This window comes from Salmonella sp. SA15303 (assembly GCF_029962125.1).
In the GTDB taxonomy this organism is placed as follows: Bacteria; Pseudomonadota; Gammaproteobacteria; order Enterobacterales; family Enterobacteriaceae; genus Salmonella; species Salmonella enterica.
The window spans coordinates 3,441,802-3,464,362 of record NZ_CP123924.1 but is presented as its reverse complement, the minus strand read 5'-3'; the positions used below and the strand labels follow the sequence as shown (position 1 = coordinate 3,464,362).

20 protein-coding genes and 1 other annotated feature are annotated in these 22,561 nt (G+C 54.5%); of the genes, 10 read left to right on the top strand and 10 right to left on the bottom strand.

The window, feature by feature from the left end; translation table 11 throughout:
- Positions 1 to 40: 40 nt before the first annotated feature.
- The 3 genes from QEN31_RS17085 to priC all read right to left on the bottom strand — a co-directional run bounded on the left by QEN31_RS17085 (position 41) and on the right by priC (position 1,754).
- Entirely contained in the window at positions 41 to 976 is a 936-nt protein-coding gene (locus tag QEN31_RS17085; protein ID WP_000440523.1) for an Rpn family recombination-promoting nuclease/putative transposase, read from the bottom strand.
- 69 nt (positions 977 to 1,045) lie between these two features.
- A complete protein-coding gene (gene rsmS, locus QEN31_RS17080) occupies positions 1,046 to 1,213 on the bottom strand; it encodes a pleiotropic regulatory protein RsmS (RefSeq protein WP_000051161.1) in 168 nt (55 codons plus the stop codon).
- A gap of 13 nt (positions 1,214 to 1,226) precedes the next feature.
- The gene (gene priC / locus QEN31_RS17075) at positions 1,227 to 1,754 is read right to left on the bottom strand and encodes a primosomal replication protein N'' (RefSeq protein ID WP_001738050.1); all 528 of its coding nucleotides are present in this window, start codon (positions 1,752 to 1,754) and stop codon (positions 1,227 to 1,229) included.
- Positions 1,755 to 1,822: 68 nt separating this feature from the next.
- Here priC and QEN31_RS17070 point away from each other — a divergent pair, with 68 nt between their 5' ends.
- The 8 genes from QEN31_RS17070 to hemH all read left to right on the top strand — a co-directional run bounded on the left by QEN31_RS17070 (position 1,823) and on the right by hemH (position 9,987).
- Positions 1,823 to 2,200 (top strand): DUF454 family protein, encoded by a 378-nt coding sequence (locus QEN31_RS17070; RefSeq protein WP_001189860.1) that lies wholly within the window; start codon positions 1,823 to 1,825, stop codon positions 2,198 to 2,200.
- A 152-nt stretch (positions 2,201 to 2,352) separates the two neighbouring features.
- The gene (gene apt, locus QEN31_RS17065) at positions 2,353 to 2,904 is read left to right on the top strand and encodes an adenine phosphoribosyltransferase (RefSeq protein WP_000127350.1); all 552 of its coding nucleotides are present in this window, start codon (positions 2,353 to 2,355) and stop codon (positions 2,902 to 2,904) included.
- A 113-nt stretch (positions 2,905 to 3,017) separates the two neighbouring features.
- On the top strand, positions 3,018 to 4,946 hold the full coding sequence (gene dnaX, locus QEN31_RS17060) for a DNA polymerase III subunit gamma/tau (protein ID WP_000121962.1): 1,929 nt from the start codon (positions 3,018 to 3,020) through the stop codon (positions 4,944 to 4,946).
- Positions 4,279 to 4,343, top strand: a sequence feature (DnaX frameshifting element). (Overlaps the previous gene by 65 nt.)
- A 45-nt stretch (positions 4,947 to 4,991) precedes the next feature.
- On the top strand, positions 4,992 to 5,321 hold the full coding sequence (locus QEN31_RS17055; RefSeq protein ID WP_000467098.1) for a YbaB/EbfC family nucleoid-associated protein: 330 nt from the start codon (positions 4,992 to 4,994) through the stop codon (positions 5,319 to 5,321).
- Positions 5,321 to 5,926, top strand: a complete 606-nt coding sequence (recR, locus tag QEN31_RS17050; protein ID WP_001195023.1) for a recombination mediator RecR — start codon at positions 5,321 to 5,323, stop codon at positions 5,924 to 5,926. The genes QEN31_RS17055 and recR overlap by 1 nt, the downstream gene beginning before the upstream one ends.
- 110 nt (positions 5,927 to 6,036) lie before the next feature.
- Entirely contained in the window at positions 6,037 to 7,911 is a 1,875-nt protein-coding gene (gene htpG / locus QEN31_RS17045; RefSeq protein ID WP_001520210.1) for a molecular chaperone HtpG, read from the top strand.
- A 240-nt stretch (positions 7,912 to 8,151) separates the two neighbouring features.
- Positions 8,152 to 8,796, top strand: a complete 645-nt coding sequence (gene adk, locus QEN31_RS17040) for an adenylate kinase (protein WP_001220237.1) — start codon at positions 8,152 to 8,154, stop codon at positions 8,794 to 8,796.
- A 228-nt stretch (positions 8,797 to 9,024) separates the two neighbouring features.
- A complete protein-coding gene (hemH, locus tag QEN31_RS17035) occupies positions 9,025 to 9,987 on the top strand; it encodes a ferrochelatase (RefSeq protein ID WP_001250078.1) in 963 nt (320 codons plus the stop codon).
- On the opposite strand, the gene aes is transcribed toward hemH, so the two are convergent.
- The gene (gene aes, locus QEN31_RS17030) at positions 9,984 to 10,955 is read right to left on the bottom strand and encodes an acetyl esterase (RefSeq protein WP_000801786.1); all 972 of its coding nucleotides are present in this window, start codon (positions 10,953 to 10,955) and stop codon (positions 9,984 to 9,986) included. The two genes, hemH and aes, sit on opposite strands and share 4 nt — an antisense overlap.
- A gap of 152 nt (positions 10,956 to 11,107) precedes the next feature.
- Here aes and gsk point away from each other — a divergent pair, with 152 nt between their 5' ends.
- On the top strand, positions 11,108 to 12,412 hold the full coding sequence (gene gsk, locus QEN31_RS17025) for an inosine/guanosine kinase (RefSeq protein ID WP_000671592.1): 1,305 nt from the start codon (positions 11,108 to 11,110) through the stop codon (positions 12,410 to 12,412).
- 48 nt (positions 12,413 to 12,460) lie between these two features.
- On the opposite strand, the gene ybaL is transcribed toward gsk, so the two are convergent.
- Positions 12,461 to 14,137 (bottom strand): YbaL family putative K(+) efflux transporter, encoded by a 1,677-nt coding sequence (gene ybaL, locus QEN31_RS17020; RefSeq protein ID WP_000546209.1) that lies wholly within the window; start codon positions 14,135 to 14,137, stop codon positions 12,461 to 12,463.
- A 214-nt stretch (positions 14,138 to 14,351) separates the two neighbouring features.
- On the bottom strand, positions 14,352 to 15,572 hold the full coding sequence (locus QEN31_RS17015; RefSeq protein WP_001251593.1) for an MFS transporter: 1,221 nt from the start codon (positions 15,570 to 15,572) through the stop codon (positions 14,352 to 14,354).
- A 172-nt stretch (positions 15,573 to 15,744) separates the two neighbouring features.
- Here QEN31_RS17015 and ushA point away from each other — a divergent pair, with 172 nt between their 5' ends.
- Positions 15,745 to 17,397 (top strand): bifunctional UDP-sugar hydrolase/5'-nucleotidase UshA, encoded by a 1,653-nt coding sequence (ushA, locus tag QEN31_RS17010; RefSeq protein ID WP_000670399.1) that lies wholly within the window; start codon positions 15,745 to 15,747, stop codon positions 17,395 to 17,397.
- A 116-nt stretch (positions 17,398 to 17,513) separates the two neighbouring features.
- Here ushA and ybaK read toward each other — a convergent pair whose 3' ends face one another.
- The 4 genes from ybaK to copA form a co-directional block, all read right to left on the bottom strand.
- On the bottom strand, positions 17,514 to 17,993 hold the full coding sequence (ybaK, locus tag QEN31_RS17005; RefSeq protein ID WP_000186618.1) for a Cys-tRNA(Pro)/Cys-tRNA(Cys) deacylase YbaK: 480 nt from the start codon (positions 17,991 to 17,993) through the stop codon (positions 17,514 to 17,516).
- A 201-nt stretch (positions 17,994 to 18,194) separates the two neighbouring features.
- Positions 18,195 to 18,989, bottom strand: coding sequence for a TraB/GumN family protein (locus tag QEN31_RS17000; RefSeq protein ID WP_000421861.1), 795 nt, complete (start codon positions 18,987 to 18,989; stop codon positions 18,195 to 18,197).
- Between the two features lie 85 nt (positions 18,990 to 19,074).
- On the bottom strand, positions 19,075 to 19,902 hold the full coding sequence (locus QEN31_RS16995) for a lysozyme inhibitor LprI family protein (protein ID WP_000488549.1): 828 nt from the start codon (positions 19,900 to 19,902) through the stop codon (positions 19,075 to 19,077).
- Between the two features lie 153 nt (positions 19,903 to 20,055).
- Positions 20,056 to 22,557 (bottom strand): copper-exporting P-type ATPase CopA, encoded by a 2,502-nt coding sequence (gene copA, locus QEN31_RS16990; RefSeq protein ID WP_000083899.1) that lies wholly within the window; start codon positions 22,555 to 22,557, stop codon positions 20,056 to 20,058.
- Between the last annotated feature and the right edge of the window lie 4 nt (positions 22,558 to 22,561).

The window sequence follows — 22,561 nt, the reverse complement described above, 5'->3', positions numbered from 1 at the left end:
AGGCGGTGGGCCGCGCGCTTTATGAGTGCGCGCGGCGCCGCTAATGCGAAAGCGTAGAAAGCTCTTCCGGCGTAATGCCGGTGACGCTGGCGATGAGCCCGGGTTCCAGCCCGTTGGCAAGCATTTTGCGGGCAATAGCGCGCGCTTCGGCCTCACGGCCTTGTGCTAACCCTTGCTCAAGGCCTTTTTGCAGGCCCTTTTGCAACCCTTCCGTTCGGCCTTTTTCTTCCAGCCATTCCGCTATTGTCATCAGTTGTTCCTTATACTGCGGCGCGCCCTGCGCCAGTTGACGAATTAGCGCCCCGGGTTCTGCGGCGTTTCCTGCTTTCAACATATAGTTGATCAGCACACTGAGCTGCGCGTCCGTCAAATGATCCTGCGTTAAAAGCGTGATAAGGGGGTCGAGCAGTTCGCTTAAATCGCGTTGACGAATATGTTTTTGCAGGAGCTCTAACATCGCTATCCGCCGATGCTGCAAAAGCTGATTATCCGGCATTGTCGTCAGGTCGACCAGCGCAAAATCGCGGCTGTATAAGGCCTTCGCCATATCCGGTTTCACAAACATATTATGCCAGTTAAGGCTATAGGGCCACGGGCTTTCCGGACCGTGATAAAAAAGGATTGGTACCACCAGCGGCAAGGTATCATGACCGGCATCCAGATGACGCTGCATGGCGGCAATGGCGTAACGCATCAGGCGAAAAGCCATCAGCCGGTCTGATTTGCTCTGATGTTCAATGAGCGCGTAAACATACCCGGGGCCGTGTTGGGTATGCAGAGAGTAGAGAATATCTGAATAGCGGCTGCGTAAATTGTCTTCAACAAAACTCCCCGACTCCAGCTTCAGTGAATCCAGATCGCAGATTGCAAGAAAGTCTTCTGGCATGTGGATAGCCAGAAAGTCGCGGGCGACCTCTTTTTGCATCAGCATCTGTCGAAATACCGCATCGTGCGGCGTGGTGGGTAGACGTTCCATGCCCCGTCCTTTGTTGCCTGACTGTAGCGACCACTCTGTCAGCGACAACGAGGACAAACCAGCGGGCAATTACTCTGTTTGCGAGTCGTCTTCCGTACTTTTTAACTTGTTTTCATAATCACGCATAACTATTTCCAGCGCGCGTAGCACCGTTCGTGCCGGTAAGCGATTCTCTTCAAGCAGCACAATTAAATCCACGGCCAGTTTGACTTCATCAGGGGCATTTTCAAGCGACATACTTTCTCCAGGGTTAGCGGGTTAAACGCGCCAGTACGTTTTCTATTTTCTCCAGCGCATGTCGGCAACGCGCCAGCCGTCCTTCATAGATCTCGACTTCCTTTTGCAGCGTTTGTTGTTCGACAAGGCCGGTCGCCTGCGCCAGACGAATTTTGCGCTCCTGTGTCATCGCCAGTAGTCGACGTTCAAACTCCTGATGCTGTATTCGTCTGCGCTGCCAACGGCCAAGCCCTGGCGCGGCGGCGTCCCACTGGCGCAGCGACCAGGCGGCGGTTTCACGCGATATCGCCTCCAGTTGCGAAGCCAGATGTTCCGCCAGCCAGGCGACTTGCGGCAGTTGCTCATGTTTTACCGCCTGACGCAACGCGACGAGATTGGCGCCTGCCTCTTCCAGATATCCCTGCAACAGAGTACTGCGGGTACGGAAAAGGTGTCGGTCAAAGCGCGCGCTTAACGTCGCATGTTGCGCCAGCGGCGCGCAGCGTTGGCGTAGCGTCGCCAGCCTCTCTTCCAGCGTCTGTAACAGCATAGCGGTTTTCAATTCAACACCCCGATGAAAATAAGACAGGCTGTGCTACAGTAGCCTTCTGTTTGATAACGATTCGCATTATGCAACGTACTATTTTAATCATCATTGGCTGGCTGGCGGTAGTATTAGGGACATTGGGCGTGGTTTTGCCCCTGTTGCCGACTACGCCGTTCATTTTACTGGCGGCCTGGTGTTTCGCCCGCTCGTCGCCTCGTTTCCATGCCTGGTTGTTATACCGCTCATGGTTTGGCGGTTATCTGCGCCACTGGCAGCGCTATCGGGCCATGCCGCCGGGAGCGAAACCGCGAGCGATCGCGTTGATATTGCTGACCTTTGGTATTTCGCTGTGGCTGGTGAATATGATGTGGGTGCGGGTGCTGCTGTTGGTTATTTTGGCCTGTCTGCTGATTTTTATGTGGCGGATACCGGTGATTGATGAAAAGCAACAAAAGCGCTGAAGCACACGAATCGCTGTTGCAATTGTCGTTCACAGCCAGTAAATTCGACCGTTTTCGAGCACAGGCGCAGGCGGTCAAAGAGTAACCGAGCGTTACCCCTGACCGAAAAGTATTGCGCCGTGAGTAACACCGTACTTAGCAGGCATATATCCATGACCGCGACTGCACAGCAGCTTGAGTTTCTCAAAAACAGCATCAAAAGCATTCAGGATTACCCGAAACCGGGCATTCTTTTCCGTGATGTCACCAGCTTACTGGAAGACCCGAAAGCCTACGCGCTCAGTATTGAATTGTTGGTTGAGCGTTATAAAAATGCGGGTATCACCAAAGTGGTCGGCACCGAAGCGCGTGGCTTCCTGTTTGGCGCGCCGGTTGCGCTTGGGCTGGGCGTTGGTTTTGTTCCGGTACGTAAACCGCGCAAATTACCGCGTGAAACTATTGCCGAGACCTATGAATTAGAGTACGGCACCGATCAGCTGGAAATTCATGTCGACGCGATTAAACCTGGCGACAACGTGCTGGTCGTGGACGATCTGCTGGCGACTGGCGGCACCATTGAGGCGACCGTGAAGCTGATCCGTCGTCTGGGCGGGAAAGTCACCGATGCGGCGTTCATCATCAATTTGTTCGATCTGGGCGGCGAGCAGCGTCTGGAAAAGCAGGGGATTACCTGTTATAGCCTGGTGCCGTTTCCAGGGCATTGATTCAGGCTATTCGCACTGCTATTTTAGCCAGAGAGACAACCTCGCTGTATCGGCGAGGTTGTGTTAGCATTACCCTTCTATGAATCCACCTTCCAGCGTTTCAGAGCCTGCCAATGAGTTATCAGGTCTTAGCCAGAAAATGGCGCCCACAAACCTTTGCTGACGTCGTCGGCCAGGAACATGTGCTGACCGCACTGGCGAACGGCTTGTCGTTAGGGCGCATTCATCACGCATATCTTTTTTCCGGCACGCGCGGCGTCGGTAAAACCTCTATCGCCCGGCTGCTGGCGAAGGGGCTGAACTGCGAAACCGGTATTACCGCGACGCCGTGCGGCGTTTGCGATAACTGTCGGGAAATTGAGCAGGGGCGTTTTGTCGATCTCATTGAGATTGACGCCGCATCGCGTACCAAAGTCGAAGACACCCGCGACCTGCTGGATAACGTCCAGTACGCGCCTGCGCGCGGTCGCTTTAAAGTCTATCTGATCGATGAAGTCCACATGCTGTCGCGCCACAGCTTTAATGCGCTACTTAAAACGCTTGAAGAACCGCCAGCGCATGTGAAATTTTTACTGGCGACCACCGATCCGCAGAAGCTGCCGGTGACCATTTTGTCGCGCTGCCTACAGTTTCATCTCAAAGCGCTGGATGTTGAACAGATTCGCCATCAGCTTGAGCATATTCTCAATGAGGAACATATCGCTCACGAACCCCGCGCGTTGCAGTTGTTATCGCGTGCGGCTGACGGCAGCCTGCGCGATGCATTAAGTCTGACTGACCAGGCGATCGCCAGCGGCGACGGGCAGGTTTCGACGCAGGCGGTAAGCGCCATGCTCGGTACGCTGGACGACGACCAGGCTTTGTCATTAGTTGAGGCGGTGGTTGACGCTAACGGCGAACGCGTCATGTCGCTTATCAACGAGGCGGCGGCGCGCGGTATTGAATGGGAAGCGCTGCTGGTCGAAATGCTTAGCCTGCTGCACCGTATTGCGATGGTGCAACTTTCGCCTGCCGCGTTAGGCAGCGATATGGCGGCTATCGAGCAACGGATGCGCGAACTTGCCCGGACGGTGCCTCCCGGCGATCTTCAGCTCTATTATCAGACGTTGTTGATTGGTCGCAAAGAATTGCCCTGGGCGCCGGACCGGCGGATGGGCGTTGAAATGACGTTACTGCGTGCACTGGCGTTTCACCCGCGTATGCCCTTGCCGGAGCCTGAAACGCCGCGGCAGTCTTTTGCGCCCGTGGCCCCAACGGCGGTAATGACGCCGCCGCAGCTGCAGCAGCCGTCGGCGCCCGCGCCGCAGACATCGCCAGCGCCGCTGCCGGCGTCTACCAGTCAGGTGCTGGCGGCGCGCAATCAGCTACAGCGCGCGCAGGGAGTAACCAAAACAAAAAAGAGTGAACCGGCAGCCGCATCCCGCGCGCGGCCGGTGAATAACTCTGCGCTGGAGCGGCTGGCCTCGGTTTCGGAGCGCGTACAGGCGCGCCCGGCGCCGTCCGCGCTGGAAACGGCGCCAGTAAAGAAAGAGGCTTATCGCTGGAAGGCCACCACGCCGGTAGTACAAACCAAAGAAGTGGTGGCTACGCCAAAAGCGCTTAAGAAAGCTCTGGAGCATGAAAAAACGCCGGAGCTGGCGGCTAAACTGGCGGCGGAAGCGATTGAGCGCGATCCGTGGGCGGCGCAGGTAAGCCAGCTTTCTTTGCCTAAGCTGGTGGAGCAGGTGGCGCTTAATGCCTGGAAGGAGCAGAACGGCAACGCGGTTTGTCTGCATCTGCGTTCGACGCAGCGGCACCTCAATTCCAGCGGCGCGCAGCAAAAGCTGGCGCAAGCGCTCAGCGATCTGACGGGAACGACGGTTGAACTGACCATCGTTGAAGATGATAATCCCGCGGTGCGTACGCCGCTGGAATGGCGTCAGGCCATTTATGAAGAGAAACTCGCGCAAGCGCGTGAGTCAATTATTGCGGATAATAACATTCAGACGCTGCGTCGATTCTTCGACGCCGAGCTGGATGAAGAGAGTATCCGCCCCATTTGATCGTAAGCCCGGCTTGCGATTGTGAACCATCAAGAGAGAGAGCTTATGTTTGGAAAAGGCGGTCTGGGCAATCTGATGAAACAGGCCCAGCAGATGCAGGAAAAAATGCAGAAAATGCAGGAAGAGATTGCGCAGCTGGAAGTGACCGGCGAATCCGGCGCGGGTCTGGTGAAGGTTACCATCAACGGCGCGCATAACTGCCGCCGCGTGGAAATTGACCCAAGCCTGCTGGAAGATGACAAAGAGATGCTGGAAGATCTGGTCGCTGCGGCCTTCAACGATGCGGCGCGCCGCATTGAAGAGACGCAAAAAGAGAAGATGGCTTCCGTCTCTTCCGGTATGCAACTGCCGCCAGGCTTTAAGATGCCATTCTGATGCAAACCAGTCCGCTGTTAACTCAGCTTATGGAAGCGTTGCGCTGCCTTCCGGGCGTTGGCCCTAAGTCGGCGCAGCGGATGGCGTTTACCCTGTTGCAGCGCGATCGCAGCGGCGGAATGCGCCTGGCGCAGGCGCTGACTCGGGCGATGTCGGAAATCGGCCACTGCGCCGACTGCCGCACCTTTACCGAGCAGGATGTTTGTAATATCTGCTCGAACCCGCGGCGTCAGGAAAACGGCCAGATTTGCGTGGTGGAGAGTCCTGCGGATATCTACGCCATTGAGCAGACCGGGCAATTTTCCGGGCGGTATTTCGTGCTGATGGGCCACCTGTCGCCGCTGGACGGCATCGGGCCGGATGATATCGGTCTTGATCGTCTGGAACAGCGGCTGGCGTCAGAAAAAATCAGTGAGCTGATCCTCGCGACCAACCCGACGGTTGAAGGGGAGGCTACCGCGAACTATATTGCCGAGCTGTGCGCGGAGGCCGGCGTCGAAGCCAGTCGTATCGCCCACGGCGTGCCGGTTGGCGGCGAACTGGAGATGGTCGACGGTACGACGCTGTCCCACTCGCTGGCGGGACGCCATAAGATTATTTTCTGAACAAACGGAGGCGGCATTCGCGGCCTCCGCTTGAAATCACACCCGCTTGTCCCCATCTCACCCTCAACGTATTTTTACCATTAAAAATGGCATTGTTGAGGTCTATCCACATGAAAGGACAAGAAACGCGTGGTTTTCAGTCAGAAGTTAAACAGCTTCTGCACCTGATGATCCATTCTCTTTATTCCAATAAAGAAATCTTCCTGCGTGAACTCATCTCTAACGCCTCAGATGCGGCGGACAAGCTGCGTTTCCGCGCTCTGTCAAACCCGGATCTGTATGAAGGAGATGGCGAGCTGCGTGTGCGCGTCTCTTTCGATAAAGATAAGCGTACGTTGACCATTGCCGATAACGGCGTGGGGATGAATCGTGATGAGGTGATTGACCACTTAGGCACCATTGCCAAGTCCGGCACCAAATCTTTCCTCGAATCAATGGGGTCCGATCAGGCGAAAGATAGCCAGCTCATCGGTCAGTTTGGCGTAGGCTTCTACTCCGCGTTTATTGTGGCCGATAAAGTGACCGTACGTACTCGTGCGGCAGGCGACAAGCCGGAAAATGGCGTGTTCTGGGAATCGGCAGGCGAAGGCGAATACACCGTTGCCGATATCACCAAAAATGACCGTGGTACGGAAATCACCTTACACCTGCGTGAAGGCGAAGATGAATTCCTCGATGACTGGCGCGTACGCTCGATTATCAGCAAATATTCCGATCACATCGCATTGCCGGTAGAGATTGAAAAACGGGAAGAAAAAGACGGCGAAACCGTGATTTCCTGGGAGAAAATCAACAAGGCCCAGGCGTTGTGGACCCGTAACAAGTCGGAAATTAAAGACGACGAGTACAACGAGTTTTACAAGCACATCGCGCATGATTTCACCGATCCGCTGACCTGGAGCCACAACCGCGTGGAAGGTAAGCAGGAGTACACCAGCCTGCTGTATATCCCGTCGCAGGCGCCGTGGGATCTGTGGAACCGCGATCACAAACATGGTCTGAAGCTGTACGTACAGCGCGTGTTCATTATGGACGATGCCGAGCAGTTCATGCCGAACTATCTGCGTTTCGTGCGCGGCCTGATTGATTCTAATGACCTGCCGTTGAACGTCTCCCGTGAAATCCTGCAGGACAGCACGGTAACGCGTAATCTGCGTAGCGCTCTGACCAAACGCGTCCTGCAAATGCTGGAAAAACTGGCGAAAGACGACGCGGAAAAATACCAAACCTTCTGGAAACAGTTCGGTCTGGTGCTGAAAGAAGGCCCGGCGGAAGATCACGCCAACCAGGAAGCGATCGCTAAACTGTTGCGCTTTGCCTCCACCCATACCGACTCTTCCGCCCAGACCGTGTCGCTGGAAGATTACGTCTCCCGGATGAAAGAAGGGCAGGAAAAAATCTACTACATCACCGCAGACAGCTATGCGGCGGCGAAAAACAGCCCGCACCTGGAACTGCTGCGTAAGAAAGGCATCGAAGTGCTGCTGCTCTCCGATCGCATCGACGAGTGGATGATGAACTACCTGACCGAGTTTGACGGTAAAGCATTCCAGTCGGTCGCTAAAGCCGATGAATCCATCGAAAAACTGGCGGATGAAGTCGACGAAAACGCGAAAGAAGCGGAAAAGGCGCTTGAGCCGTTTGTGGAGCGTGTCAAAACCCTGCTGGGCGATCGCGTGAAAGACGTGCGTCTGACGCACCGTTTAACCGACACGCCGGCGATTGTCACCACCGATGCGGATGAAATGAGCACCCAGATGGCGAAACTGTTCGCCGCGGCTGGTCAGTCCGTGCCGGAAGTGAAATACATCTTTGAGCTCAACCCGGATCATGTGCTGGTTAAACGCACTGCCGATACCAAGGATGAAGCGCAGTTTAAAGAGTGGGTTGAGCTGCTGCTGGATCAGGCGCTGTTCGCTGAACGCGGTACGCTGGAAGATCCGAACCAGTTTATCCGCCGTATGAACCAGTTGCTGGTGTCCTGATAACGCTCATCTGACTGCCGGATGGCGACGCGAAGCGTCTTATCCGGCCTACGGCGAGTACTGTTTGTAGGCCGGATAAGCGCCAGCGCCATCCGGCATTTTTTATAATACCTTCTCTTTTCTGGATTTCTCTTCGTTAACCGTTTCAGCATCAGGCGGCTTCCTTGAGCGAAATGCGTGATGGTGGTATCGTTTAGCGCTTTTTAAAAAATATCGACAACCTTTGAGGGGATTTTCGTAATGCGTATTATTCTGCTTGGCGCTCCGGGCGCGGGTAAAGGAACTCAGGCTCAGTTCATCATGGAGAAATATGGTATTCCGCAAATCTCCACTGGCGATATGCTGCGCGCCGCAGTGAAATCAGGCTCCGAGTTGGGCAAACAGGCGAAAGATATCATGGACGCCGGTAAACTGGTGACCGATGAACTGGTGATTGCGCTGGTTAAAGAGCGTATCGCCCAGGAAGACTGCCGTAACGGTTTTCTGCTGGACGGTTTCCCGCGCACGATCCCGCAGGCTGACGCGATGAAAGAAGCGGGTATTGTCGTGGATTACGTGCTGGAATTCGACGTACCGGACGAACTGATCGTTGACCGTATTGTGGGTCGTCGCGTACACGCCGCCTCTGGCCGCGTTTACCACGTTAAGTTTAATCCGCCGAAAGTGGAAGGCAAAGATGACGTCACCGGCGAAGATCTGACCACCCGTAAAGACGATCAGGAAGAGACCGTTCGCAAACGTCTGGTGGAATATCATCAGATGACCGCGCCGCTGATTGGCTACTACCAGAAAGAAGCGGAAGCGGGCAACACCAAATACGCTAAAGTTGACGGTACGCAGGCCGTTGCCGACGTGCGCGCAGCGCTGGAAAAAATCCTCGGTTAATTTTTTCGCGTAGTGAAGCACTTATCAGGCCTGCTGTTATCCCGCAAGCCTGATAAGCGTAACGCCATCAGGCAATCGGTGCCGGATGGCGGCCTGAACGCCTTATCCGGCCTACTGGCATCGTTAGCGCCATTCGGCAAATTCTCGTCTTACCTCTCGCAGCAATTAGTTCTTCTTTATCGCTTTTCCGCTACAATTATCAACAATTTGAATAGATAAGAGGCGGCAATGCGTCAGACGAAAACCGGTATCCTGCTGGCTAACCTTGGCACGCCAGATGCCCCAACTCCTGAAGCGGTAAAGCGTTACCTGAAACAATTTTTAAGCGACAGACGCGTGGTGGATACTCCTCGTCTGCTGTGGTGGCCGCTGCTGCGTGGCGTTATTTTACCGCTGCGTTCGCCGCGCGTCGCGAAACTCTATCAATCTATCTGGATGGATGGCGGTTCGCCGCTCATGGTATATAGCCGCGAACAGCAACAGGCGCTGGCCGCGCGGTTGCCAGATACGCCCGTCGCGCTGGGGATGAGCTACGGCTCGCCCTCGCTGGAAAGCGCTGTCGATGAACTGTTAGCAAGCGACGTCGACCATATCGTCGTGCTGCCGTTGTACCCGCAATACTCTTGCTCAACGGTGGGCGCAGTCTGGGACGAACTGGGGCGGATACTGGCGCGTAAACGTCGTATTCCCGGTATCTCATTTATTCGCGATTACGCGGATGACGGCGCTTATATCGATGCGCTGGCGAAAAGCGCGCGTGAGTCGTTCGCCAGGCACGGCGAGCCCGATGTGCTTCTGCTCTCCTATCACGGCATTCCACAACGTTATGCGGATGAAGGCGATGACTATCCGCAGCGCTGCCGCGATACCACGCGCGAACTGGTTTCCGCATTGGGACTGCCGCCGGAAAAGGTAATGATGACGTTCCAGTCGCGCTTTGGCCGTGAACCGTGGCTGACGCCGTACACCGATGAAACGCTAAAAATGTTGGGTGAAAAGGGGACTGGCCATATTCAGGTTATGTGTCCGGGATTTGCCGCGGATTGTCTGGAGACGCTGGAAGAGATAGCGGAACAGAACCGCGAGATTTTCCTTGAAGCGGGCGGTAAAAAATATGCGTACATTCCGGCGCTGAACGCGACGCCGGAACATATTGATATGATGCTGAAACTCACGGCGCCGTACCGTTAACGCGGCGTCTTCATCCTCGCCATAAAGAAGCGTGCGCCGTCCTGCAAGGCATCGTCGGCGATTGTCATCATTCGCGAATAGTGCAGAAAGGCGTGCAGCGTGCCGGGATACATTTTGTATTCGCAGGGCTGCTGGTGCGCCTGTAATGTCTGGTGCAGCAAGCGGCTGTCATCAATGAGCGGATCAAACTCCGCGCTGGCAATAAAGCAGGGCGGCACATCGCGCGTGAGATCGTTATTAAACAGACAATACCAGGGCGATTCCCGATCTTCATCGTTACGCAGATAGGCCTTTTCGTACATGTCCAGATCTTCACGCGTCAGGCCGTCCCACGCGCCGCCGAACAGACGGCGGCTTACCGAATCTTGCAACCCATACAGCCCATACCACAACAGAATCGCGATAACGTTACCGCAGCGAATGTGCTTATCACGTAGCCAGAGCGCGCTGGCAAGCGCCAGCATGGCGCCTGCGGAATCTCCGGCGAAACCGATTTTCTCCACGTTGAGCGAGTATTCATCGGCATGTTGAGAGAAGTAGCTGCATACCGCGACGGTTTCTTCAATGGCCTGTGGATAACGCGCTTGCGGCGACAGCGAATAATCAATGCCGATCACGGTGCAGCCGGTATAACGCGCCAGCAGACGCATTATCCGGTCATGCGTATCCAGGTTACCGAGGATAAATCCGCCGCCGTGCAGATAGTATAAGGTGGCCTGGCTGGTCGGCTGCGGCGAGTAGAGCCGGGTTGTTACATCGCCATAAGGCGTAGGGACGGCGCAGGTGCGGGTGGTCATGGACGGCGCGTCGGCATTCCAGAAACGGCGCTCAAGAAGATAATACTGACGCTGGGTCTCAATATCGCCATCGGCAGGCCAGGGGGGAAGGCCTGGTTGCTGGAAGTTTACGACGGCTGTCATTTCGTCTGACAGTCGGGTGAGTACGGGAATTTTATTTTCCGGCTTCATAAAACGCTCCTTGTGAAAGTGAACCATTGTAAAAAACGCGGCTGGAGAAACTGCGATCTCGTCGTCCGATATTGAAACGCCATCGTCCGTCGCGCGCAGCAGGGGGAATGTGCTACCATGCAGCGCTCCGTTATTCATCCGTAAGCACAATCATGAAATTTCCCGGTAAACGTAAATCCAAACACTATTTTCCCGTCAATGCGCGTGACCCGTTGTTGCAACAAATTCAGCCAGAACAGGAAACCAACGCCTCCTGGGTCGTCGGTATCGACCAGACGTTGGTGGATATTGAGGCGAAAGTGGATGACGATTTTATTACACGCTATGGATTAAGCGCCGGGCATTCTCTGGTGATAGAAGACGAGGTGGCGGAGAAGCTGTATCAGGAACTGACGCGGGAAAATTTGATCACCCATCAGTTTGCTGGCGGCACTATAGGCAATACGATGCATAATTACTCGGTACTGGCGGATGACCGTTCGGTGTTACTGGGCGTGATGTGCAGCAACATTGAGATTGGCAGCTACGCTTATCGCTACCTGTGTAATACTTCCAGCCGTACCGACCTGAATTATCTGCAAGCGGTAGATGGCCCGATTGGCCGCTGTTTCACGCTGATTGGCGAATCCGGCGAGCGTACCTTCGCTATCAGCCCCGGCCATATGAATCAGTTACGGGCGGAAAGTATTCCGGAAGCGGTGATCGCTGGCGCTTCCGCGCTGGTGTTGACCTCATATCTGGTGCGCTGTAAGCCTGGCGAACCGATGCCTGACGCGACGATGAAAGCGATCGAATACGCGAAAAAGCATAACGTGCCGGTTGTCATGACGCTGGGCACCAAATTTGTGATCGCCGATAATCCGCAGTGGTGGCAGGCGTTTCTCAAAGAGAATGTCTCGATTCTGGCAATGAATGAAGAAGAAGCGGAAGCGCTGACCGGCGAAAACGACCCGCTGCTGGCGGCGGATAAGGCGCTGGACTGGGTCGACCTGGTGTTATGCACCGCCGGGCCGATAGGGTTATATATGGCGGGCTTCACCGAAGAGGAAGCAAAACGTAAAACCCAGCATCCGCTGCTACCGGGAGCTATTGCTGAATTTAACCAGTATGAATTTAGCCGGGCAATGCGCCATAAAGATTGTATTAATCCGCTGCGCGTTTATTCGCATATTGCGCCGTATATGGGCGGGCCGGAAAAAATCATGAACACCAACGGCGCGGGCGATGGCGCGCTGGCGGCGCTGCTGCACGATATTACGGCGAACAGTTACCATCGTAGCAACGTACCGAACTCCAGTAAGCACAAATTTACCTGGCTGACCTATTCGTCGCTGGCGCAGGTGTGTAAATATGCTAACCGTGTCAGTTATCAGGTACTGAACCAGCATTCTCCGCGTCTGACACGCGGGCTGCCGGAACGTGAGGACAGCCTGGAAGAGTCGTACTGGGATCGCTAATCTGGCTTGCCCGATGGCGCTGCGCGCATCGGGCCGTCCGGCAAACCCTTAACTGGCGACGACTTCACCCGCGGGCGGCGTTTCAAGCAGTTCCAGCATCGCCCGGGCAATTTCTCGCTCGCCCATCACTACCTGATTGGCTCCCCGCTCGGTAATATATTTCACTTCATCATCATAGTGCGCGCGGGCGATTATCTCGATATCAGGACTTTTTTCCCGCGCTGAGGCGACAATCTCGCCGGCTTCGTAACCGTTGGGGATGGTCAATAACAGCCAGCGGGCGCAGTCCAGATGCGCCAGATTCATGATTTCTTCGTTAGCGGCGTTGCCCAGTACGGCGCGAATCCCGCGTTCGCGCAGTTCATCCACGCGGGTACGGGACGTTTCGATAACCACCAGCGGAATCCCCGCCGCCAGTAATTTTTCTCCCAGCAGACTGCCTACGCGGCCAAAACCCACCAGCAGGGCATGATTACAGATATCCACCGGAATTTGCTTCTCTTCTTCGATAGCCTCTTCCAGAGTTTGCTCTTCCAGCGTTTCGGTTTTCGCCAGATACTTCTCCAGCAGGGTAAACAGTACGGGATTAAGCATAATCGACAAAATAGCGCCTGCCAGCACCAGGTTCTGTCCCGCTTGCGGCAGCAGATTGAGCGCCATGCCGAGTCCGGCGAGAATAAAGGCGAATTCGCCGATTTGCGCCAGGCTGGCGGCAATGGTCAGCGCGGTTCGCGGCGAGTGGCCGAACATACGCACCAGGAAAAACGCAGCGATCGATTTACCAAAGACGATAATGGCAAGCGTCGCCAACACCGCCAGCGGCTGTTGGATCAAGACTAACGGATCGAACAACATGCCGACGGAAACAAAAAACAGGACGGCAAAGGCGTCGCGCAGCGGCAACGTATCGTGCGCCGCCCGGTGACTCAGTTCCGACTCATTAAGCACCATTCCAGCGAAGAACGCGCCCAGCGCAAAAGAGACGTCAAACAGTTCTACCGCGCCAAACGCAATGCCTAACGCCAGCGCCAGTACGGAAAGGGTAAATAACTCGCGCGAGCCGGTGGCGGCGCTGCGGGCCATAATCCACGGCACCAGGCGGCGTCCGACCAGCATCATGATGGCGATAAACGCCACCACTTTACCAATGGTTATCCCCATATCGACTGTCAGCGAGGCTATGCCGACATCGCCTTTTTCCACCATGCCGGCAACGGCGGGCAGCAAGACCAGCGTCAGCACCATCACCAGATCTTCGACAATCAGCCAGCCGATGGCGATTTGCCCGCGCTGGCTATCAAGGAGTTGTCGCTCCTCAAGCGCGCGCAGCAGGACGACGGTACTGGCGGTAGACAGACAGAGCCCAAAAACGATGCCGGTCATTAATGACCATCCCAGCACGGCGGAAAGCGCCATACCCAACAGCGTCGCCACCGCTATCTGAGCGACAGCGCCGGGAATGGCGATAGACTTTACCGCCATCAAATCCTTCAGCGAAAAATGCAGTCCGACGCCGAACATCAATAGAATCACGCCGAGCTCCGCCAGCTCCGGCGCCAGTTTGGTATCCGCAACAAAACCAGGGGTAAAAGGTCCCGCCAGAACGCCCGCTAACAGATATCCCACCAGTGGAGAAATACGCAATTTGTTGGCAATCATGCCGAGAATAAAAGCGAGCACAAGGCCGCCGACAATGGTGGTGATAAGCGGGGTAGCGTGATGCATTCCGTCTCCTTTGGTTGCTGGACTCCAAAACTCCGGGTAATAGTTTATGACAATTTCAATCAGGATGTTTATAAAAAATGGTTGTGTTTTATAAAAAAATACAATCTGACGGTAAAAAGAGCACGGAACGGAAAAGTGATAAGTATGGGATGGGCAAAGCATGATGGCATCGGGATGTACAGGCGGTTAAAGCGTACCTTTAACCGCCATAAAATCACGCTTTATGTCGATTATCAGGTAAGAATATGGTCAGTATCCCCAGAAGCGGCAGGAAAGCACAGATTTTATAAACTAAATAGATACTGGTATGGTCGGCAATCAGCCCCAGCACCGCTGCGCCCAGGCCTCCCATCCCGAAGGCAAACCCGAAAAACAGGCCGGAAACCATACCGATGCGTCCTGGCAGCAGCTCCTGGGCATACACCAGAATGGCGGAAAACGCCGACGCGAGAATAAAGCCGATAATCACCGTTAAAATCCCCGTCCAGTACAGCGTGGCGTAGGGTAAAACAAGGGTAAACGGCGCGACGCCGAGAATAGAGCCCCAAATCACATATTTCCTGCCGATTTTATCGCCCACCGGCCCGCCGATTACCGTCCCGGCAGCCACCGCAAACAGGAAGGCAAACAGATGGAGCTGCGCGTTTTGTATTGATAATCCGAATTTTTGCATCAGATAAAAGGTGTAGTAGCTACTGATGCTCGCCATATAGAAATATTTCGAGAAAATGAGTAGCAATAATACGCTGACCGCCAGCACGACTTTATTGCGCGGCAGCGGGTTAGCGATTATCGCTTTTGGCTTGCCTTTCGCTATCCGGTGCTGGGCTGCATACCAGCGGCTGATCTGCGCCAGCACCACGATCGCCAGCAGCGCAGCCAGCACAAACCAGGCGACATTCCCTTTGCCATAGGGCGCGATAATCACGGCGGCCAGCAGCGGGCCCAATGAACTGCCGAAGTTACCGCCGACCTGGAAGATAGACTGCGCCAGACCATGACGTCCGCCGGAGGCCATGCGCGCCACGCGGGACGATTCCGGGTGAAAAACGGACGAGCCGGTACCCACCAGCGCCGCAGCGAGCAATACGCCGCCAAAACTTCCCGCCATTGCCAGCAGTACCAGCCCGCTCAGGGTAAAACACATGCCGACAGGCAGCGACCACGGCATGGGATACTTATCCGTCCAGTAGCCGACGACCGGTTGCAGCAGCGATGAGGCGAGCTGGAACGTCAGGGTGATCAAACCTATCTGGACGAAGGTCAGCGAGAACTCCGCCTGCAACAGGGGATAAATGGCTAAGATTAGCGACTGGATCATATCGTTCAGCAGATGGGAAAGACTGATCGCGCCCAAAATACCAAACGAAGTACGTGCTTTAGCGGCCGCTGCGGGCGCGCCGGCTAACGGCTGGGTTGGTTCACTCATGGCCATAGAAAGTCACTTAAATTTTATGCGATGTTGGAGATAGTAGGATGTGTAATTATTACTTGCCTAACATACCTGTGAAATGTGTTTGAAGGAAGTCTCAATTCTGAAAACATATTTGTCTATTATTGCAAGGAAAGGTAATTTCTGCGGTTGATATTGAGTCAGGGAGAGAAAGATGAAATTTTTGAAACGGGGTGTGGCGCTGGCGTTACTGGCGGCGTTCGCGCTGACGACTCAGCCTGCACAGGCTTACGAAAAAGATAAAACCTATAAAATTACTATCCTGCATACCAACGATCACCACGGTCACTTCTGGCGCAGCGAATATGGCGAATATGGTCTGGCAGCGCAAAAAACGCTGGTGGACAGTATCCGTAAAGAGGTGGCGCAAGAGGGGGGAAGCGTCCTGTTGTTATCCGGCGGCGACATTAATACCGGAGTGCCGGAATCCGATCTCCAGGATGCGGAGCCCGATTTCCGCGGGATGAATCTGATTGGCTACGACGCTATGGCCGTCGGTAATCATGAATTTGATAACCCGCTCACCGTATTGCGCCAGCAGGAAAAGTGGGCGAAGTTTCCCTTTCTTTCCGCCAATATTTATCAAAAAAGTACCGGCGAGCGTCTGTTTAAGCCGTGGGCTATTTTTACACGCCAGGATATAAAAATCGCGGTAATCGGCTTAACCACCGATGACACGGCGAAAATAGGCAACCCGGAATATTTCACCGATATTGAGTTTCGTAAACCTGCTGAAGAAGCAAAGGTGGTGATTCAGGAACTTAATATGAATGAAAAACCGGACGTGATTATCGCGACCACGCATATGGGACATTATGACAACGGCGATCACGGTTCGAACGCGCCGGGCGACGTTGAGATGGCGCGTAGCCTGCCTGCCGGTTCGCTGGCGATGATTGTGGGCGGTCACTCACAAGACCCGGTATGCATGGCGTCGGAAAATAAAAAACAGGTGAATTACGTACCTGGAACGCCCTGCGCGCCGGATAAGCAAAATGGCATCTGGATCGTGCAGGCGCATGAGTGGGGTAAATATGTGGGCCGCGCGGATTTCGAATTCCGTAACGGCGAGATGAAAATGGTTAACTACCAGCTTATTCCGGTAAATCTCAAGAAAAAAGTGACCTGGGATAACGGGAAAAGCGAGCGTGTACTTTACACGCCGGAAATCGCAGAAAATCCGCAAATGCTCTCGTTATTAACGCCGTTCCAGAATAAAGGTAAAGCGCAACTGGAGGTGAAAATTGGTAGCGTGAATGGCCTTCTTGAAGGCGATCGCAGTAAGGTCAGATTTGTCCAGACCAATATGGGACGGGTGATTCTGGCTGCGCAGATCGCGCGCACCGGCGCCGATTTTGGCGTGATGAGCGGCGGCGGTATTCGCGACTCGATTGAGGCGGGAGATATTACCTATAAAAGCGTGCTCAAGGTACAGCCGTTCGGCAACATTGTGGTGTATGCCGATATGAGCGGCAAAGAGGTAGTTGATTATCTCACCGCCGTAGCACAGATGAAACCGGACTCCGGCGCCTATCCACAGTTCGCCAATGTGAGCTTTGTCGCCAAAGAGGGCAAGCTCACCGATCTGAAAATCAAAGGCGAGCCTGTTGATCCGGCTAAAACCTATCGCATGGCGACGCTGAGTTTCAACGCCACGGGCGGCGATGGTTATCCGCGCATTGATAACAAACCGGGCTACGTGAATACCGGGTTTATTGACGCGGAAGTGCTGAAAGAGTTTATTCAGCAAAATTCACCGCTGGATGCGGCGGCGTTTACGCCAAATGGTGAGGTGAGCTGGCTGTAGCGGTACGGATAGCCATTTCTGCCTGATGGCGCGCAACCTTAAGGCCTACGGATTATGTCTGCTGTAGGCCGGATAAGGCGTTTGCGCCGCTATCCGGCAATGTATTTTACGCAGGCTTAATCCCGACGCGCGATATCAGCGAATTTAGCACCCAGGATGGCGGCCAAATCGTCAGCCGCCAGTTCAATATCCAGCCCGCGTTTACCACCGGAAACATAAATAGTGGCAAACGTGCGGGCAGGCGCGTCAATCAGCGTGGGCAGCCGTTTCTTCTGTCCCAGCGGACTGATCCCGCCGACCAGATATCCCGTGGTGCGTTGCGCCACCATCGGGTCGGCCATATCGACCTTTTTCGCGCCCAGAGCTTTGGCGACTTTTTTCAAATCCAGCTGTCCGGCTACAGGCGTCACGGCGACGGCCAGTTGCTTCATATCGCCATTCACGGCAACCAAAAGCGTTTTATACACCTGATCGGCGTTTAGCCCGAGCTTACGCACCACTTCATCGCCAAAGTTAGTTTCATTCGGATCGTGATCGTAGGTGTGAATGTTAAACGGAATCTTGTTTTTTTCGAGTAACTTAACTGCGGGTGTCATAACGTTCCTTCTTACTACAGACGTGATTTGCCATCAGCATACGCCCGAAAGCGGACTAAAAAATAGTATAATCTTGTGCATTAGGTCTTGGCAGTTGCGGCAACTTTGAGCGACAATCTGAAGATCCGAAGCGAAAGCGTCGGGATAATAATAACGATGAAATTCCTCTTTGACGGGCCAATAGCGATATTGGCCATTTTTTTATTTCAATATTTGCGGTAGGTTGCCTTCGCCGTACAGATGTAGCGCCCCTACGGCTACCACGTAGCGTCCCGGCGGCAGTGCCAGCAGCGCGTCGCGCCAGGCTTCATTGCGTTTTACCATCAGTACATCATACAGCGGTTGGCTAAACGTTCTGGGGAGCGAAGCGCCGACGCTGGTCGGCGGCTGTTCAAGCCACCAGCCGATCATCACCTGCAAAAGCCGTGCGTTGGTGTGCCAGTGCGTCAGCGTGTCGTCGAGCAGCGCCATCCCGCCATCGGGCAGATCGCATAGTAGTTCGAGCTGGTGTTTCGCCCCTTCCAGCTCTTGCACCGGCAGCGACATTTCGCGGGCAGCCTGTAATAGCTGATAATCAATGCCATAGTCCGGACGCAATCCCAGCCGTTGCGCCTGCGTGGCCTGTAGCACCATAGCTATCTGCCATAAAGGTTGATTATCAAAATGGATCAGCGGCATACCCAACTCACTGACCCGTTTTTCCAGTGCGCTTAGCTGCCCGGCGCTGAGACGTTCGACCAACGGCGGGCATTTGGGGAGATTGCTGAATGGCGTTTCGTTACCAGAAATATCCGCTTCAACGACCAGCGCGTCGGCCTGGCGTAGCTTTTTCACCAGCTTTGCTGGAAGAGGAGCCATATCGCGCGTTCCCATATGGATACTGCCAACCAGATGCAGATGACGACCGCCGGGCAGGGAGAGATCGATAGCAGGCCAACTATTTGGGGTACCACGCAGCGCGCGCCATAAACGTTTAAGTTGATTTAATAACTCCATACGCGCTCCCTTTGAAAAAGCTCATGCTAGCGCGTTGGAGAAAAGGGCGCAATGCGCCCTGACGGGACGTCAACGATCGGTCGGGTTATTCGCTGCTGTCGAGATAGGCCGTTCTGGCGATGGTCATTTCAAGCTGGCATTTATAAATACTGATGCGCTTTTCAGCGGGTATGGCCTCGGATTTGGCATCGCTAAGTTTGCCGCACTGCTGCTCTTTTTGGGTCACCCAGACTCGCTGCTCTTGTTTTAATGCCGTTCGGGCAGAGGCGGGTAGTGAATTCCAGACCTGATTAAGCTCGCGATCTCTACTTTCAAATTTCTTTGCTGCGATTTCAATCAGTGAGTTATTTTTTTTCTTTATAATGCTATCACCAGATACCGTCATTCTTGCCATTACATAAATAGATCGCGCCAATTTATCGGTTTTTTGCACAGAGGTGACAACAATATCTTTGTTGTTGTCTGCTAGCTGAATATTGTAGTTAACCTGTTTCCAGGTCACCGTATTGTTTATTACCTGTCCATCCCCTTGTGAAATATAGAATAGAGTATTTGGTAAGTCTTTCATTAATTTAAATAATGGCTGAGGAATACCCATGGCGACGGTAGCCGAGCAAGTTCGTAGGTTGGCATTTTCTGCTTGAGGGTTCTGCGTGATTACATCACTGAATTGAACAGGAATAGCCCGGAGTTGTTGCTCGTATTGAGTCTGGGGGATATCGAAGAAAAGCGTGGAGGGCTCTTTAATATAGTCTTGCTGTAAACGACCTAATGCTTCATTGTAAATCCATTCTTTTGCCGCCGTGACTGCATTATCGTTGCCACATTTTAACTCTGGAGTGGAATCAAATAACCCTGCATAACTGACGGCGGGAGAAAGCAGGAAAAGAAGCGTAACTGCTTTTCTAAACATAAATAACACATCCTTATGATTCAAAAAAACATTATAAAATGTTATTTTTTATTTTTCTACAGGATGTGCGGTTAAATTTTTATATATTGATACGGTAAATTACTGATGGCTTAATAATATATCAGGCAGCTGATGCTGCCTGATATAGCGTTTTTACGCTTTCGGTTTAAAACGCAATAGCCGGTTGGCATTGCTGACGACGGTAATGGAAGACAGCGCCATTGCCGCGCCTGCTACTACCGGGTTTAACAAGGTACCGGTAAACGGCCACAGAATACCGGCGGCCACCGGGATACCAATGCTGTTGTAGATAAATGCGCCAAGCAGGTTTTGTTTCATATTGCGCAACGTCGCGCGCGAAATGGCCAGCGCATCCGCCACGCCCATCAGACTATGGCGCATCAGCGTAATCGCCGCGGTTTCAATCGCCACATCGCTGCCGCCGCCCATCGCGATACCGACGTCCGCCTGCGCCAGCGCGGGCGCATCGTTGATACCATCGCCGACCATCGCAACCTGACGACCCTGGCTTTGCAGGCGTTTAATCGCATCGGCTTTGCCATCCGGCAGAACGCCCGCAATGACTTCGTCAATACCCGCTTCTTTGGCAATCGCGTTAGCCGTCGTTGGGTTATCCCCGGTGAGCATTACCAGACGGTATCCGGCGTTGTGCAGGCGTTCAAGCGCGGCAATACTATCGCTGCGCAATGGATCGCGTACCGCCAGTAACGCCGCCGCTTTACCGTCAATCGCCAGCAGGACCGGAGTCGAGCCTTGCGAGGCCTGCGCGGTGATTTCCGCCGTCATGTCATCCGTGGCGACGTGCTGTTCGTTCAGCAACGCCTGGTTCCCCAGAAGCAGTTGATGACCTTCCGCTTCACCGCTGACGCCCAGTCCGCGCAGCGTTCTGAAACCGTTCACCTGCGGCAGTTTATCATCGCCGGCTTTTTCCAGAATCGCATGGGCCAGCGGGTGGCTGGAGCCTTGTTCGAGCGCGGCAGCCAGACGTAATGCCTGAGCTTCCTCAACGCCGTTAAAGGTTTTTATCGCCACCACTTGCGGCTTGCCTTCCGTCAGCGTCCCGGTTTTATCAAAAACGAGGGTATCCAACGTACTGGCGCGTTGCAGGGCATCGGCGTCGCGTACCAGCACGCCGAATTCGGCAGCGCGGCCTACGCCGGAAATAATCGACATTGGCGTCGCCAGGCCTAATGCGCAAGGGCAGGCGATAATCAGTACGGTGGTGGCGATGACCAGCGTATAAACAATTTGCGGCGCCGGCCCGAAGAAATACCAGATAGCGGCGCTGAACAGCGCAATGGCCACGACGACGGGAACGAATACCGCGGAGATTTTATCGGCCAGTTGGCCAATTTCCGGTTTACTGCTTTGCGCCTGGCGTACCATGCGAATAATGCGTGACAGCGTGGTATGGCTGCCCACCGCGCTGGCGCGGAACAGGACGCTGCCGTCCTGGACGACGGTGCCGGCATGAACGCTGTCGCCTTCGCCTTTTTGCTGCGGAATAGGTTCGCCGGTCAGCATGGCTTCATCAAGCCACGCTTCGCCTTGGGTAATTTCGCCATCCACCGGCACGCGATCGCCGGTAGTGAGCCGCAGCAGCATCCCTGGCTGAACGTCCGCCAGCGGGACGCTTTTTTCGCCGTCTTCTGTCACGACGCGTGCGGTGGGCGGGGTGAGATCGAGTAATTTTTCCAGCGCTTTTGAGGAACGCTGACGGGCGCGCGCTTCCAGCATGTGTCCGAGATTAATCAAACCGATAATCATCGCGCTGGCTTCGTAATAGAGGTGCCGCGCTTCCATCGGGAACCACTGCGGCCACAGGTTGACGCTCATGGAGTAGAGCCAGGCAACCCCGGTGCCGAGCGCCACCAGCGTATCCATCGTCGCCGTGCCGTTCAGCAGGCTTTTCCACGCGTTACGGTAAAAGTGACCGCCCGCAAAGACCATCACCGCAAGCGTGATCAGGCCAATAGCCAGCCACAGGCTGCGGTTGTCGTCGGTCACCATCATGTTATCGCCGATCATCCCCCAGACCATGACCGGTATACCGACCGCAAGGGCGACGATTGCCTGCCAACGAAAACGTTTCATGGTGGCGATGGCGGTTTCCTGCTGGCGCTCGCGGCGTTTGATGTCATCTTCAATCGCTTCTGCGCCGTAGCCGGCTTTTTCCACCGCCTGCACTAAATCAGCGGCGGACGCGCTGCCCATCACCAGCGCAGTGCGTTCCGCCAGGTTTACCCGTGCCTGCGTGACGCCCGGTACGCTTTGTAGCGCATGTTGTACGCGGGTGACACAACTGGCGCAGCTCATGCCGCTTAACAGCAACTGTTGGCTTTCTTCATCGGCCGTCGCTACCGGAAGCTCATGAGGAACCGCTGCCAGTGCTTCCGACGGGATTGATGACTCCGTCAGCGGTTTAGCCTTTGGGTGGCTTAACGTCGCGCCATACCCGGCTTGTTTGATGGTTTCAATTAACGCGTCCGCACTGGCGGTACCGGTAACGTGCGCTTCGGTTACGGTGACGTCCGCCAGCTCAACATCCGGACGTTGTTCAAGACTTTCTTTCACGCGTTTAACGCAATGACCGCAGGACAAACCGTCCAGGGTCAGGTCGATAGTTTGAGACATAGTA

Excerpts from the sequence above, each read along its gene's own strand:
- QEN31_RS17085 (WP_000440523.1), bottom strand. The coding sequence starts at position 976 with ATGGAACGTCTACCCACCACGCCGCACGATGCGGTATTTCGACAGATG.
- rsmS (WP_000051161.1), bottom strand. The coding sequence starts at position 1,213 with ATGTCGCTTGAAAATGCCCCTGATGAAGTCAAACTGGCCGTGGATTTA.
- QEN31_RS17070 (WP_001189860.1), top strand. The coding sequence starts at position 1,823 with ATGCAACGTACTATTTTAATCATCATTGGCTGGCTGGCGGTAGTATTA.
- apt (WP_000127350.1), top strand. The coding sequence starts at position 2,353 with ATGACCGCGACTGCACAGCAGCTTGAGTTTCTCAAAAACAGCATCAAA.
- dnaX (WP_000121962.1), top strand. The coding sequence starts at position 3,018 with ATGAGTTATCAGGTCTTAGCCAGAAAATGGCGCCCACAAACCTTTGCT.
- QEN31_RS17055 (WP_000467098.1), top strand. The coding sequence starts at position 4,992 with ATGTTTGGAAAAGGCGGTCTGGGCAATCTGATGAAACAGGCCCAGCAG.
- recR (WP_001195023.1), top strand. The coding sequence starts at position 5,321 with ATGCAAACCAGTCCGCTGTTAACTCAGCTTATGGAAGCGTTGCGCTGC.
- htpG (WP_001520210.1), top strand. The coding sequence starts at position 6,037 with ATGAAAGGACAAGAAACGCGTGGTTTTCAGTCAGAAGTTAAACAGCTT.
- adk (WP_001220237.1), top strand. The coding sequence starts at position 8,152 with ATGCGTATTATTCTGCTTGGCGCTCCGGGCGCGGGTAAAGGAACTCAG.
- hemH (WP_001250078.1), top strand. The coding sequence starts at position 9,025 with ATGCGTCAGACGAAAACCGGTATCCTGCTGGCTAACCTTGGCACGCCA.
- aes (WP_000801786.1), bottom strand. The coding sequence starts at position 10,955 with ATGAAGCCGGAAAATAAAATTCCCGTACTCACCCGACTGTCAGACGAA.
- gsk (WP_000671592.1), top strand. The coding sequence starts at position 11,108 with ATGAAATTTCCCGGTAAACGTAAATCCAAACACTATTTTCCCGTCAAT.
- ybaL (WP_000546209.1), bottom strand. The coding sequence starts at position 14,137 with ATGCATCACGCTACCCCGCTTATCACCACCATTGTCGGCGGCCTTGTG.
- QEN31_RS17015 (WP_001251593.1), bottom strand. The coding sequence starts at position 15,572 with ATGGCCATGAGTGAACCAACCCAGCCGTTAGCCGGCGCGCCCGCAGCG.
- ushA (WP_000670399.1), top strand. The coding sequence starts at position 15,745 with ATGAAATTTTTGAAACGGGGTGTGGCGCTGGCGTTACTGGCGGCGTTC.
- ybaK (WP_000186618.1), bottom strand. The coding sequence starts at position 17,993 with ATGACACCCGCAGTTAAGTTACTCGAAAAAAACAAGATTCCGTTTAAC.
- QEN31_RS17000 (WP_000421861.1), bottom strand. The coding sequence starts at position 18,989 with ATGGAGTTATTAAATCAACTTAAACGTTTATGGCGCGCGCTGCGTGGT.
- QEN31_RS16995 (WP_000488549.1), bottom strand. The coding sequence starts at position 19,902 with ATGTTTAGAAAAGCAGTTACGCTTCTTTTCCTGCTTTCTCCCGCCGTC.
- copA (WP_000083899.1), bottom strand. The coding sequence starts at position 22,557 with ATGTCTCAAACTATCGACCTGACCCTGGACGGTTTGTCCTGCGGTCAT.